Annotated in this window: 11 protein-coding genes and 1 pseudogene; 10 read left to right on the top strand and 2 right to left on the bottom strand. The window is 60.4% G+C overall.

Translation table 11 applies throughout. The features are described from left to right. Positions 1-18: 18 nt before the first annotated feature. Positions 19-1,163, top strand: a pseudogene (locus ACBG85_RS04535) (Rieske 2Fe-2S domain-containing protein). A gap of 245 nt (positions 1,164-1,408) precedes the next feature. On the opposite strand, the gene ACBG85_RS04530 reads toward ACBG85_RS04535, so the two are convergent. Then, positions 1,409-2,614 carry a winged helix-turn-helix domain-containing protein gene (locus tag ACBG85_RS04530; RefSeq protein ID WP_050655742.1) on the bottom strand — a complete coding sequence of 402 codons (1,206 nt, stop codon included), beginning with the start codon at positions 2,612-2,614 and terminating at the stop codon, positions 1,409-1,411. A gap of 34 nt (positions 2,615-2,648) precedes the next feature. Further along, positions 2,649-3,908 carry a TetR/AcrR family transcriptional regulator gene (locus tag ACBG85_RS04525; protein WP_372026356.1) on the bottom strand — a complete coding sequence of 420 codons (1,260 nt, stop codon included), beginning with the start codon at positions 3,906-3,908 and terminating at the stop codon, positions 2,649-2,651. 541 nt (positions 3,909-4,449) lie between these two features. Here ACBG85_RS04525 and ACBG85_RS04520 point away from each other — a divergent pair. Genes ACBG85_RS04520 through ACBG85_RS04480 form a run of 9 tightly spaced genes read left to right on the top strand, consistent with a single transcriptional unit; the run spans position 4,450 to position 13,342 of the window. After that, the gene (locus tag ACBG85_RS04520) at positions 4,450-5,259 is read left to right on the top strand and encodes an ABC transporter permease (protein WP_003945485.1); all 810 of its coding nucleotides are present in this window, start codon (positions 4,450-4,452) and stop codon (positions 5,257-5,259) included. Then, a complete protein-coding gene (locus tag ACBG85_RS04515; RefSeq protein ID WP_003945491.1) occupies positions 5,259-6,116 on the top strand; it encodes an ABC transporter permease in 858 nt (285 codons plus the stop codon). Before ACBG85_RS04520 ends, ACBG85_RS04515 begins: the two co-directional genes overlap by 1 nt. Before the next feature lie 3 nt (positions 6,117-6,119). Further along, on the top strand, positions 6,120-7,343 hold the full coding sequence (locus tag ACBG85_RS04510) for an MCE family protein (protein ID WP_007734237.1): 1,224 nt from the start codon (positions 6,120-6,122) through the stop codon (positions 7,341-7,343). Continuing rightward, positions 7,340-8,371 (top strand): MCE family protein, encoded by a 1,032-nt coding sequence (locus ACBG85_RS04505; RefSeq protein ID WP_372026353.1) that lies wholly within the window; start codon positions 7,340-7,342, stop codon positions 8,369-8,371. The genes ACBG85_RS04510 and ACBG85_RS04505 overlap by 4 nt, the downstream gene beginning before the upstream one ends. Next, positions 8,371-9,426, top strand: coding sequence for an MCE family protein (locus ACBG85_RS04500; RefSeq protein ID WP_007734231.1), 1,056 nt, complete (start codon positions 8,371-8,373; stop codon positions 9,424-9,426). Before ACBG85_RS04505 ends, ACBG85_RS04500 begins: the two co-directional genes overlap by 1 nt. Beyond that, positions 9,423-10,520: an MCE family protein gene (locus ACBG85_RS04495; RefSeq protein ID WP_372026351.1), complete on the top strand. Its 1,098-nt coding sequence runs from the start codon at positions 9,423-9,425 to the stop codon at positions 10,518-10,520. Before ACBG85_RS04500 ends, ACBG85_RS04495 begins: the two co-directional genes overlap by 4 nt. After that, positions 10,517-11,581: an MCE family protein gene (locus ACBG85_RS04490; protein WP_054781821.1), complete on the top strand. Its 1,065-nt coding sequence runs from the start codon at positions 10,517-10,519 to the stop codon at positions 11,579-11,581. The genes ACBG85_RS04495 and ACBG85_RS04490 overlap by 4 nt, the downstream gene beginning before the upstream one ends. Then, on the top strand, positions 11,578-12,798 hold the full coding sequence (locus tag ACBG85_RS04485; protein ID WP_372026348.1) for an MlaD family protein: 1,221 nt from the start codon (positions 11,578-11,580) through the stop codon (positions 12,796-12,798). Before ACBG85_RS04490 ends, ACBG85_RS04485 begins: the two co-directional genes overlap by 4 nt. Further along, on the top strand, positions 12,785-13,342 hold the full coding sequence (locus ACBG85_RS04480; protein WP_054827261.1) for a hypothetical protein: 558 nt from the start codon (positions 12,785-12,787) through the stop codon (positions 13,340-13,342). Before ACBG85_RS04485 ends, ACBG85_RS04480 begins: the two co-directional genes overlap by 14 nt. Positions 13,343-13,358: the final 16 nt, after the last annotated feature.

The following is a 13,358-nucleotide window of genomic DNA, read 5'->3' as shown; positions in this document are numbered from 1 at the left end:
ACAGACGTGACGACCACAATGGACCTCGGCGAAGTCGACGAGATCCGCATGATCGACGAGGGCGCTGCGCCCGAACGTTTTGCCCGCGGATGGCACTGCCTCGGACTTGCAACGGATTTCCACGACGGGAACCCACATCCGATCGAGGCCTTCGGCACCAAGCTTGTCGTATTTGCCGACAGCCAGGGCGAATTGAAGGTCCTCGATGCCTACTGCCGTCACATGGGCGGCGACCTCAGTCAGGGCACGGTCAAGGGCGATTCAGTCACCTGCCCCTTCCACGACTGGCGTTGGGGCGGCAACGGCAAATGCACCGCGATCCCTTTGCACGCCGCGTTCCACCGCTTGCCAAAACTCGCGCCTGGACCACCCTCGAACAAGACGGACTGCTCTTCGTCTGGCATGACCCCGAAGGCAATCCGCCTCCGGCCGAAGTCGCCATACCGACAATCAAAACTCCGGACCACGAATGGACCGATTGGGTATGGAAGTCAATCGTCATCGACACCAACTGTCGAGAAATCGTCGACAACGTCGTGGACATGGCGCACTTCTTCTACGTGCACTTCTCGTTCCCCACCTATTTCAAGAACGTCTTCGAAGGACACGTCGCCATCCAGGAGCAGAGCGGTATCAACCGCGACGACATCGTGACCTGGACGGATCCCGACGTGCCGAAGCTGGTCTCGAACTTCTCGGTGGCCGCCTATCACGGACCCTCGTTCATGATCGATGATCTGGTGTACCAGTACGAAACATTCAAGGTGGATTCGGTTTTGATCAACTGCCACTATCCGGTCAGCCCGAACAAGTTTGTCCTGATGTACGGCATCACCGTCAAGAAGACCGACGACCTTCCCGCCGAAATCGCGGACCAAACCGTCGACGCGATGATCGGATACATCGGTGTCGGGTTCGAGCAGGACATCGAGATCTGGAAGAACAAGACCCGCATCGACAATCCGCTGCTCTGCACCGAGGACGGTCCGGTATACCAACTGAGGCGGTGGTATGAACAGTTCTACGTGGACGTCGCCGACGTCACGCCCGAGATGGTCGACCGTTTCGAATTCGAGATGGACACAAGCAAACCCATCGAAGTGTGGAAGCAGGAAGTCGCTGACAACATCGCACGCAGGGCCGCCGCAGGAGTAGGGCAATGACCATGGAACCGCTGGACTGCGAGCGGTGCGGAACATACGTCCTCGTGGAGAAGAACAGCTGGCATCACACGTCGACCCAGTGGCGATCAGATTCGCGCACGGCATGTTTGGAGTACCGCGACGATGCTGAACCGCCGAGAATTCGATCCGGAAGTTGTTCCGCATTGAGAAATTCCATCAATCAGGCAGCTACCGACGGACGCATAACAGTTCCCGAATGACAATCGTCCTCGCGACCTGAAGGCTCACGTCATAGCGGCGGCCAACTGCTGAGACAACGTACCTTTGTTCTCCACCTCGACGGTGTCGCAGCCCTGCCAACGCGCAGTTCTCCGAAGGAGTTCCGCCAACCGCGGCGCAGTGTCGGCGTCCGCGGTGGGTTCGGCCCACGCCGCGCGGACAAGCAGTCGACGGTTCTGACGGTCGTTCTTCAGATCGACTCGGGCGCAGATCTTGTCGTCGATCAACACCGGGAGCACGTAGTATCCGTGAACTCGCTTGTGCGCCGGAGTGTAGATCTCGATCCGGTAGTGAAAGTCGAAGAGCCGCAACGCTCGATCGCGTGCCCACACTACCGGGTCGAAGGGTGACAACAGCGCATCCGCACGGATGGACCTGGGACGCTTCGCTCGCGGATCGATCCACACCTCCCTTGCCTTGCCTCGACGCTCCCAGCCGTCGACGGACACCCGGCGCACACTGCCGGCATCTTCGAGTTCCTGCAATGCCGTTCGTGCTTCTGCGCTGGGCAGACGAAAGTAGTCGGCGATGTCGTCGAGGGTGCCGAGACCGTGTGCCTTCACACCCCGCAGCACCAGTTCGCGTATCGCCTCCGACCGCTCGACGTGTGCGTCGAGTATCTCGGGTGCAAGCATCTGCTCGGCCAGGCCGTAACGACGCTCGAAACCGGCGCGCCCCGCCGAGACCACCTCGCCCCAACGGAACAGCGTCTCCAGCCCGACCTTCACGTCGGACCACCCCCACCACGGACCGCGCCGTGTGTTCGCCTCGTGTTCGATCTCGCTCGCCGCCATCGGACCGTTGTCGCGCAACTCCTGCCGCAACCAATCGAGGAAGACACTCCGATCGGAAGCCCACCCGTCCTTGTCACTCAACGCTTTGGCGCGAAACTGGTCCATCCGCCAACGGAACAACGGCCACATGTCCACCGGCAAGAACGTTGCTTCGTGGCCCCAGTATTCGAGGTATCCCGAACCGGGGGCGAAGGCAAGCTGATCGAGTCTGGATTTGTCGTATGCGCCCAATCGCGCATAAACGGGTAGGTAGTGACTGCGTTCGAAGACATTGACCGAGTCGATCTGCAGCACCTGCAGCCGGTCCATCACGCCGACCAGATTGCGACGCGTCACCGTCGTGGGATGCGATTTGCCGAATCCCTGAGCGGCAAGCGCTATGCGACGGGCAGCTGCCAGTGACACGACTTCGCTCATAGTGGGCCAGACTACGCACACTCACCGACACGCTTCAGGCGGCCGAAGCCCGACGGCCGAACAGTACTGCCGACATGAACACCTGCAACATGGCCGCGTTCTCTGCGGCAGCGTCGAACTTCATCATGCGGCCGACATCCGGGACCAGGTTGAGCGCAGCGTGAACTACGAACTTCGCCTCTACTGCCGACAGCTCAGGACGAATCTCGCCGAGCACTCGCGCCCATTCGACCACGTAAAGCTTCTGGCGATTCTTCAGATCGCTTCGATGACTCGGCAGAAGGTTGTTCATCTCGGAGAAGTAGACCGACATCAATTCGTGCTGTGCAAACGACAACTCCACGTACATCGCCGACAGTGACCGGAGCACTTGTTCGTGCGAAGTCGCGGAGTCGAAGACCGCTGCCGTCGCCAAGTCCAAGCGATCTGCAGCTCGATAGAACACGGCGCCGAGAAGCTCTGCCTTGCTGGGAAAGTAGCGGTACATACCGGATGCGTTCAAGCCGGCGGCCGCGGCGATCTCTTCGATGCTGACGTCGTGATACCCGCGAGAGTCGAAGAGGCGCACGGCTTCCTGCAAGAGACGTTCACGTTTGTTCGTGGTCACGGTTCGAGGTAACGAGGACTGCTCCAAGCGGCTAGCGGTGATTGCAGCCTCACCTTGATCTATCGCCAGACACGCGTCGAGCAGAACCTTCTCCATCGCTCGCTGGGGCAGCAACAGGTTATGGACGGTGATACTGCCGATGACGCTGAACATCGCTGCCACGACAAGGGTCTCGTCCCTCGCCGTCATCGCGGGTTCGGAGCGCGAAAGATACCGGGCTACTCGGCGATTGACCGTACTGGCTTGCGCTCGAACGGATTTCCGATCATCGGTGTCGAGAAACCGGCTCTCCCAACGATAGATTCCGGCCGTACGCCGATTGCGGATCGTCGTTCGTATCACTGCAATCAGATCTTCGCGCAACCGCTGCGCATCGGTTGCCGCAGGCGCAACCGAAACGGCATCGAGGGCACTGGCGAGCGCTCCGGTCAACTCCAGTGCCGCGTGGCGGAACATCGCGTACTTGTTCGGAAAGTGCCGATAGAGCGCCGAACCCGAAATACCGACCGCCGACGCGATGTCGTCGACACTGACAGCAGGATATCCGCGCTCACTGAACGCGATTGCCGCTGCAGCCGCGATCTGCGCCTTGCGGTCCTTCGGTCGCCTCTTGACGGAGTCGGACCTCGGCTGCCGAACAATCCCATTCGACGTCTGCGCGTCGACGAACTGATCGTTCAGGCTCACCGTGTACCCCACTCTCCAGCCCTCACGCACAAAGCACTTCGATCCGCCTGCTCATCAGACGAGAATCAGCATAAGCATGATTCTGAAAACTCGTACACCGATTTCAGCACATCGCGCGTCTAGAGTTTCATACATGCAGGTAACGCTGACTTTGATCAGAACACACCACTCGCCCTTCGCCACCTCCCCCGTTGCTTCCACCGAGAATCTTCGTTAACAAAACGTTGCCTGTGGCCACCAGCAGTGGGTAGGGTCACCGCTCGAAGCATCCAGCCCGCATCCACGAAGCAATCCGACTGGCAGATTCGGAATATTCGTAAACATACACAGGATGTCGATATGAACAGTTCCGATATCTCCACGTCAATGAAGGAAACTCGGTCAACAGGGCTGACAGTTCGACGAGAATTTCGGTTCACATAATGCTTGCTTGGACACATATATGTGTGAGATGCTTCACAGGCAGTTCGCTCGACCGCCAGCGCTCGAACAGTTCGAACTCCGCGCCGAACACTGTTGATCTGCAAAGGAATTCAATTAGATGACGTACGAGCTGCCAGCCGCGAAGGGCCCGGTGCGAGACGTAGCGTTACAGGGGGGCTATCTGATCGGATTCTCGGTTCAGGCACTCTTCGGCCTGTTCACGGCAATCCTGCGCAGACGACTCTCATTGCACGAGACGGTTACTCAGACCCTGTTCATCGGTCGCGTCAGCACCGGCCCGTCGCTGCTTCTCATGATTCCGATCGGTGTATTCATCGCCGTCTCGGTCGGTGAACTGGCCGGCCGGATCGGAGCCGGTGGATATTCCGGAGCTGTCGTAGCTTTCATCATCGTCGGTCAGGCCGCGGCGCTGGTGTGCGCGTTGATGATGGCCGGTGTCGCAGGATCGGCGATCTGCACGGATTTGGGTTCACGAAAGATCCGGGAAGAGATCGACGCGATGGAAGTGATGGGCATCGACGTGATCGAGCGCCTCGTCGCACCGAGATTGGTTGCGGCAGTGATCGTCTCCCTTGCATTGTGTTCGATGGTCACCTTCGGCGGTGTGATCGCGTGCTACCTGTACCACATCTACGTCCAGCATCTTCCGGCCGGAACGTTCATGGCAACGTTCAGTCAGTACGGGCGATCTTCCGACTTCGTCATGGCTTTGGTGAAGGCTGCGGTCTTCGGCATCGCTTCGACTTTGGTCGCCACCTTCAAAGGTCTACATGCAAAAGGTGGCCCACGCGGCGTTGCCGACGCAGTCAACGAAGCCGTGGTCATCGCGTTCGCGCTCGTCTTCATCGTGAACACAGTGTTGTCCGCGCTCTACACCGTAATCGTCCCGGCAGTCGGTGAATTCTGATGTCGCTCGTCGATCTCCGTGTTCGAGCACGTCAAGCGAGCAGACCCCTGCGAACCGCGGGCGACGGCCTCGTCTCCCTCGGTCAGCACGTCACTTTCTACGTCCGCACTATCGCATCGATCCCCTTTGCGCTCACCAAGTACCGCAAGCATGTACTCGGTCAGATCAGCGAGGTCAGCTTCGGCACGAATTCCTTGTTGTCCGGCGGCGGCACCATCGGGATCGTCTTCGCGATGTCGCTGGCCGCGGCGATGATGTTGGGCGTCGAGACCCACCGGGGCCTCGAGCTTGTCGGGATGACCTCGCTCTCCGGCATGCTGTCCGCGGTTGCCAACACCCGTGAACTGGCCCCTGTTGTCGTCGCGATCGCGTTGGCCGCCAAGGTCGGAACGGGTTTCACCGCCCAGATCGGGGCCATGCGTATCTCCGACGAAATCGACGCGCTGGACTCGATGGCGATCCGATCGATCCCCTTCCTCGCGGGTACCCGGGTGATCGCTGCCATGATCTGTGTCATCCCGATCTACATGATCGGACTCCTGGCCAGTTACCTCTCGACCCGACTGGTCGTCGTGTTCTTCAACGGCGCATCGGCCGGTACTTACGACTACTTCTTCCATCTGGCGATCTCTCCGCAGGATCTCCTGTACTCGGGTCTCAAGGCCGTGGTGTTCGCCGCTGTTGTCGCGCTGGTTCACTGCGCGTACGGCTACTATGCCTCCGGTGGTCCGGCCGGCGTCGGGCAAGCGGCCGGGCGCGCGCTCCGGACTGCGATCCTCGCGATCGGAATCCTCGACGTACTGATGACTTTCGCGCTGTGGGGCCTCGTGCCCCAGATCCCGGGAATGGGGGTCTGAGCCGTGGACAGACTCACTACACGCACGAAGATCGTGTACGCCCTTCGCGGCGCGATCGCCATAGTCGTAGCCGTCGCCGCCGCCGTGACAATGGTTCTACGCGGTTCGGGAAATCTCGAGCAGAGCACCGACATCTTCGTCGCTGTTCCAGCCACAGCCGGTCTCATCAGCGGTGAAGCTCCGGTTCGGTACCACGGCGTCAACGTCGGCCGAATCGGCGAAATCGAATCAGGAACCGCCGAATCCGTTGTGCAGTTGCAGATTCAGACCGATGACGCGTCGAAGATTCCCGCTGACGTGGTGGCTCGCGTTGTTCCACGCACGTTCTTCGGCGACATCTACATGCAGCTCGTGGACAGTCCGAATGAGCAGGGCCAGACGACTCTGGCGGACGGAGACGAGATCCACATGGACGACGGTCCCGAAGCCGTTGCGCTCTACGACGTGTACACCAAGTTGGTGGGCGTCCTCACTGCGATGCAGCCCGAGAAGTTGCAGACAGCCCTGACTGCGCTGGGCCAGGCGCTCGACGGAAACGGAGCCGAGATCGGTACCACGATAGACAATCTCAGTGCCGCGTCCGGCGTACTGACACCCGCCGCACACCAATTCCTCGAATCGACACCCGAATTCAAGTCGGTCGTCGACGCGTTGGACCGTGCGACCCCCGACATTCTCGATACCTTGGCAGCCGCCACAACTGTCTCGAACGACATGGTCGCCAACAGAGCGAATCTCGAGTCCTCGATCGGCGCGGCCGCAGTCTTCGCCGCTACCGTCGACGATTTTGTCGGGGCGAACAACCGAAACATCATCACTGTGATCGATTCCGCCGGAAAGATACTCGCAACCACCGCGGCCAATCCCGGAGGACTGCGTTCCACCCTCGCGAATGCCAGTACGTTCGGCGCCGCGGGCGCTCGGGTCTTCGCCACCGGAAAGTTCGACATCACAGCAGTTGCCACGTTCGCCGAACCGCTCCCATACACGGGTGATGATTGCCCGCAGTACGGTGACTCGCGCGGAGCACAGTGTTCGGGCTCCAACCTGACGCCTGAACAACCCGTCAGTGCCCCGGTCGTGGGCGGCGTAGCCGAAGCGGCCCCCCTGCGGTACCTCGAAGATCAACTACTGGGCGGATCGCCGGAACCCTCGGATACCCCCAACCCGGCAACAACACTGATGTTGGGGCCGATGGTCAGAGGTAACGAGGTGACCGTCCCGTGAAGGTCCGTCCTGGCCAGGTAATTCGGTTGTCACTCTTCTGTCTCACCGGCGTCGCCTGCGCGTCGTTCGTGGCGAACACGTTGTCGGTCCCGGTTCGCGGAAGCACCGATTCGTACTCGTTCGAGTTCACCGACGTCGAAGGACTCAACCCGGGCAACCCGGTCACCATGTCGGGTGTGCGTATCGGCCGCGTGGACTCGGTTGCGTTCGCCGACAACGGAGGCGGGACGAGCAAGGCGATCGTCGACGTCGAAATCGAGTCGCGATATTCCCTCGAGTCGGATGTCCGTGCCGCCGTGCGCTACGGCGACATGCTCGGTGCTCGATATCTGGCACTGACGCAGGACGACAGCGCAACAACGGTATCCGCACGACAGCTCGAACCAGGTGACACGATACCGCTGGCGCAGACAACACCGCCGATCAACTTGACGGCCCTGATGAACAGGTTCAAACCGTTGTTCGCCGCGCTGCAGCCCGAGCAGGTCAACACGCTCACGCGAAGTTTTGTCGAAACCTTCAACGGCCAGGGCCAGGCAATGACCACCCTGCTCGACCAGATCGCGACCATGAGTTCCGGCCTGGTCGACCGTCAGGACGTCTTCGCGCAACTACTCACGAACATGAACACTCTTCTCACCTCCGTCGACGAGCGTCAACCCGAATTGGTCGGTCTGTTGGACGGTTTGAACGATCTGAGTACTTCCGTCGTCGGGCAGAACGATCAACTGGTCTCGCTCTTGGATCAGGGAAACCGCACTGTCTCGTCGTTGGCTCAGATCATGGCCGGGTCGAACGGTGCATTCGGTCAGACCGTGCAACAACTCGAAAGTGTCACCGGGAGTTGGATTGCGAGCACCGACGAGTTCAACAGACTTCTCGTCAACCTTCCCCAGTTCGCCGACGCCGCCAACCGGATCGGAAGTTACGGAAGTTTCATCAGCCTGTATCTGTGCAATTTCACTCTGAAGGCAGGCGACATGGAAGCCAACATCTTCGGTCCGACACACTCGCCGGTGTGCTCATGATGTTCCTGGTCAAGCTGATCGACGTGTTCGTCGGCATCATGCTCTTCCTGTTCAAAGGGGATCGCCGTCGCAGCGGTAGCGGCACCGCTCTCGCCCTGGGCAGTCTCGGAATCTTCGTTCTGGTGGTGGGACTCGGCGCCGCCTTGGGCATTCCGAAGCTCTGGTACAACGTACGCACGTCGGCATACACAGCCGAGTTAGCCAATGCCAGCGGGCTTTCCGACACCGATCCGGTTTACGTGGCCGGGGTTCCCGCGGGCCGAGTGGATTCGATCGACCTTGCCGGCGACCACGTCGTCGTCAACTTCCGCTTGGACAAGGACCAGCCTTTGGGAAACCAGAGCACGGCGACGGTCAGGCTCAAGACGGTCCTCGGCAAGCGCTACCTGGAGATCGTGCCGGCCGGAGTGGTCGACGACTCCGAGGCGCGGGTCATCCCGCTCTCCCGCACAACCGTGCCGTACAGCCTCGACGACGTCAGCAGTGATGCCACCACTGCGGCAACAGGCGTCGACCTACAGGCGATGGAGTCCATGATGAACACCCTTTCGCAGGTGATTCCCACTGATTCCGATCAGGTGGGCCGGGCTCTGGCCGGAATCAGCGGCGCCTCGGCGGCTTTCGCGCAGAACAGTGAACAGATCGACCAGATTCTCATCATGTCTCGTGAGCTGTCGGACATGGCTGCGGCACAAACCGATTCGATCGTCGGTACTGCGGCCAATGCTCAGACGATCGTTCGAACTCTTGCGATGCGCAAGGACGCACTGACTCAGCTGGTCGACAACCTGACAATCATCATCTCGAAGCTCTCCACCACTTTCGTCGATCGTCAGGACGAGTTCGGAGCCATGACCGACAACCTCGTCGCGGTCACCACCACGCTGAAGAACAACGCAGATCAGATCGACCTGCTGTTGACTCGTCTTCCTTCCGCGCTGCGTTCGGTCACCGATTCAACCGGCACCGGCAATTGGACCGACGTCAACGCGCCGGCGGCCGTGATCCCGGACAATCTGCTCTGCGCGCTCGGCATCATGGAGGGCTGCAAGTGAATACACGAAAAGCCGTCACGGCCATGCTGGTAGTGACCTTGGCGATCGCCCTGCCCGGTTGGTACATATTCGGACGAACAGATCAGTCCAAGACCGTCTACGCCGATTTCAGCTACGTCGGCGGAATCTACGAGGGAAGCAAGGTCACCGTCCTCGGAGTCGGCGTCGGGACGGTCACGTCGGTGGAACCTCGCGGAACTTCTGTTCGAGTAGCGATGTCGATGCCCGACTCCGTGGACCTGCCCGCCGACGCCTCGGCCTATGTCCTCAATCCATCGGTGATCAGCGATCGACACATCGAACTCGGCCCGGCGTACACCGGCGGAGAGACACTGAAAGACGGCGACCAGATTCCGATCGAACGTGCCCACTCCCCCATAGATTTCGACGGCTTGATGGGAAGCGTCAGCACTTTGGCCGACGCATTTGCCGGGGATGGGGGCAATCTCGGCGATCTCGTGAGCCGCGGCGCCGCCGGGTGGCAGGGCCAGGGCGATCAATTCAACACCGCAATTCGCAACCTCAGCACGGCAACCGGAGTTGTCGGCGCTCGGTCGGAAGACATCGGTGCCCTTGTCGACAATCTCAACACTTTGATGAATGCTCTGGACGCACGGCAGGTCAGCCTCGACGAACTTGTCGGCGACCTCGGCGTCCTGGGTGATCAATGGGCGAGCCAGAACATGGACATCTCACAGCCCCTGCAGGATCTGCAGGTGGTCTTCGACCAGTTGAACAGTTTCATGACAACTCACGGCGATGATGTCGGTGCCATAGCCGACAACGTGCGAGTTCTCGGTGACACTCTGGCTGCCAAAGAACCCGGCCTCGCCGAGTTCATGGACCTGGTGCCGTTGATGATGCAGAACCTCTCCCAGACAATCGGTCCTGATCAGCGCGGGCGCATTCGGCTCAACGTCTCGACTGCATTGACTCAGTTCGCGGTGGCGAAACCGCTGTGCGACACCTACAAGTTGCCGATCTGCACCGGAGCCGGGTTCACGAATCCGATTTCCTTCCCCCTCAGCACTTCTGATCCGCTCGGCATCGCCTCCGCGATTTCCGGCGGAGGCGTCCCCGGAGGTGGCAATTGACGCGGCAATCGATTCGAATAATCGCCGGTATCGTGATCATCGGTGTGGGTTCTGCGGCCGTGTTCGCCTTCGGCGGCTGTAGCGCAGGCATTCAAGACCTACCCCTGGGTCGTTCGGCCGACGGTGACGCGTACAACGTGGCGCTGCAGCTGGCCGGCGCCGACGGCCTGGTGTTGGGAGCAGACGTCCGCAGCGGCCAGAAAGTCATCGGTCGAGTATCCGCGCTATCAGCCGATGTCGTCGGAGCCGATGTGACTCTGAGTCTGGACGCCGCGACGCCATTGCCCGACAACGTCGAAGCTTCCGTCGAACTCCCGTCCGCACTTGGCAATCCGTTCATCAGACTCTTGGTGCCGGAAGTTCCGTCCGGCTCCACGCTCAGCGACGGAGACACAATTCCGGAGTCTCGCACCGAGATCGGTCCGCAGGTCGAGAGTGCGCTTGCCACCCTCGGCACGGTTCTGACCGGAAGCGGCATCGACCAACTCGATACCGTGGTGCGCGAGCTGAACACCGCGTTTTCCGGGCGCTCCGGTGAAGTTCGTTCTCTGACCGAGACCCTCACCTCGCTCATGGCAGAGGCAAGCAGTCACCGCAGCGAGTTCGACGAGGCCGTCGACCTCGCTGCCCGGGTCTCCTCCCAACTGGCCGGCCAACGCGTAGTTGTCGACAACTACCTCGATTCCGTTCCACAGGTGGTGTCGATTCTCGTGGGACAGAAGGATCAGATTGCGAGCCTGTTGAACTCGACCGTTCAGCTCGCCACCAACGCAAACACCATTCTCGACTCGTCTCCCAACGGCCTCGACGCGATGCTGCACGATGCGTCGACCGTTGTCGGGACTCTGGATTCGTTCAACTCGGAGATCGGCCAGACGCTGACGAACATGAACGGGTTGCTCGAAAACTTCACCGGTGCAGTGCAGGGTGACTACCTCGTTTTCGACGGCGCCCTGGATATTCCGGGAACGATCGACAAGCTCTGGAGCGGCGGTATGGCCGGTCAATCGATCGCACCAGCGGGAACTCTCACCGATCTACTTCAGGGAGGTCCGCGTTGAGTCGCCTTGCGCTTGTTCAACTTGTCCTGTTCGCTCTGATCGCTGCTGTGGTCATCCCTTTCGGGATCGTCTACGTGGTCGGCCCTCAGGGTTTCGGGGGTCAAATCCGGCTGCACGCCAACATGTCCGACGCCTTCGGACTGACCAAGGGCACGGTCGTCACGTATCGCGGCGTACAGGTGGGGAAAGTGAGTGAAGTCGAACTCGACGCAGGCACCCGCACGGCTCGGGTGGAACTCTCACTCAACGACAACACCGAGATACCTACCGACAGCGTCGCCAAGGTGACGATGGGGACCGCAGCCGGAATTCAGAATGTCGACATCTACCCCAACACAGACCACGGCCCGTATCTTAGGGACGGCGACGAGATCGCCATGCCCGCGGATCAGCAACCGGTCCAGATGAGCCAGTTGATGCTTCAGGCGTCCGGTGTCTTGGAAGGGATTGATCCACAAGCGATCAGCGACATGGGGACCGAGCTGGGGAATTCGTTCAACCGGCTCGGCCCGAGCTTGGCGACGATGATCGACAACGGTGGGACCATGTCGGCGCAGTTGAACGACCAGTCGGCCGAACTCGCTGCGCTGCTGTCGCGAACCTCCACGTTGGTGGACTCCATGGCGACACAATCGGATTCGTTCGTCCGGGGAATGGCAGCTGCCAAGAACTTCACCGAACAACTCGAATCCAACGCGCCGGTGCTGATCTACCTCACCGATCATTCGCCCGCCGCCCTGAACAGCGCTCAACAGTTGTTCGACAAGTACCACAACACTTTCGGAGCGGTCCTGGCCAATCTCGTCACTGTCGCACCGATCATCTCCGACCGCACAGACGCCCTGGAAACCGGACTTGTCACGATTCCTGAAGGTCTCGCCAAACTGGCATCCATCGTCAAAGGCGATCGCGCCGACTTTGCCTTGGTTGCGACCCAGGGGCCGGTCTGCAACTACGACACCCCTCGGCGTGAGGTCGGCGATCTGTCTCCCACCAGTCCGAGTCTGGCGATGTACTGTCCCCCCGCCGACGACCTCGTCCAACGCGGAGCACAGAATGCTCCGCGTCCGAACGACCTCGGTTTGCAGAACTCGATCGTCCCGGGCACTCCGATCGGACCGCCCGTCGTCGCAGATCCGATTCTCGTCCCGACCGGAGTCGACGCCCTGAACTACTGGAGATTGATGTTGGAAGGACTGGGAAATGGCACACGGTGACAACGCACTACTCGACGAGACAGAAGCCGAGGTGGCCGAACATCCGACTTCTCCGTCGCTACTTCACCGCCTGAAGGAGCCACGCAACGCACTGATCTCACTAATGGCGGTAGCGCTGGTCGCAGCATTGGCGGTGCTCGGATTCCAGATGTACTCGGCGAATCAGGAAGACACGCTGCGGCAGGAGGCTTTGGACACCGCGCGGGATTACTCGACCATCATGTCCTCCTTCGACTATCAGAACCTCGATGCCAACAAAGACAGCATTGCCTCGATGTCGACCGACGAGTTTGCCGGCACCTACCGAACAATGGTCGATTCACTTCGCGAAGTCGTTGCCGGGGGCCAAGGCCAGGCGAGCGCGACGGCGACAGACGTCGGTATCGAATCGCTGGACAATTCGTCGGCCAAGGTGCTCGTGTTCGTCGACCAACAAGCCAAGAATGTCGCAGCGCCAGAGGGAAACACACAGAAGTACCGCATGGTCGTGTCCCTGGTCCGCTCGGGCGACCGGTGGCTCGTGAGCAACGTCGAGACCAAGTAACTCACCACACGCGGAG

The organism is Rhodococcus sp. NyZ502 (genome assembly GCF_041464245.1).
Classification (GTDB): Bacteria; Actinomycetota; Actinomycetes; order Mycobacteriales; family Mycobacteriaceae; genus Rhodococcus_F; species Rhodococcus_F qingshengii.
The sequence above is the reverse complement of the archived record's forward strand: the minus strand, read 5'-3'. Positions and strand labels throughout refer to the sequence as shown.

What these genes read in the sequence shown, in the direction of transcription:
- ACBG85_RS04530 (WP_050655742.1), bottom strand. Translation starts at nt 2,614, where the DNA reads ATGAGCGAAGTCGTGTCACTGGCAGCTGCCCGTCGCATAGCGCTTGCC.
- ACBG85_RS04520 (WP_003945485.1), top strand. Translation starts at nt 4,450, where the DNA reads ATGACGTACGAGCTGCCAGCCGCGAAGGGCCCGGTGCGAGACGTAGCG.
- ACBG85_RS04515 (WP_003945491.1), top strand. Translation starts at nt 5,259, where the DNA reads ATGTCGCTCGTCGATCTCCGTGTTCGAGCACGTCAAGCGAGCAGACCC.
- ACBG85_RS04500 (WP_007734231.1), top strand. Translation starts at nt 8,371, where the DNA reads ATGTTCCTGGTCAAGCTGATCGACGTGTTCGTCGGCATCATGCTCTTC.
- ACBG85_RS04480 (WP_054827261.1), top strand. Translation starts at nt 12,785, where the DNA reads ATGGCACACGGTGACAACGCACTACTCGACGAGACAGAAGCCGAGGTG.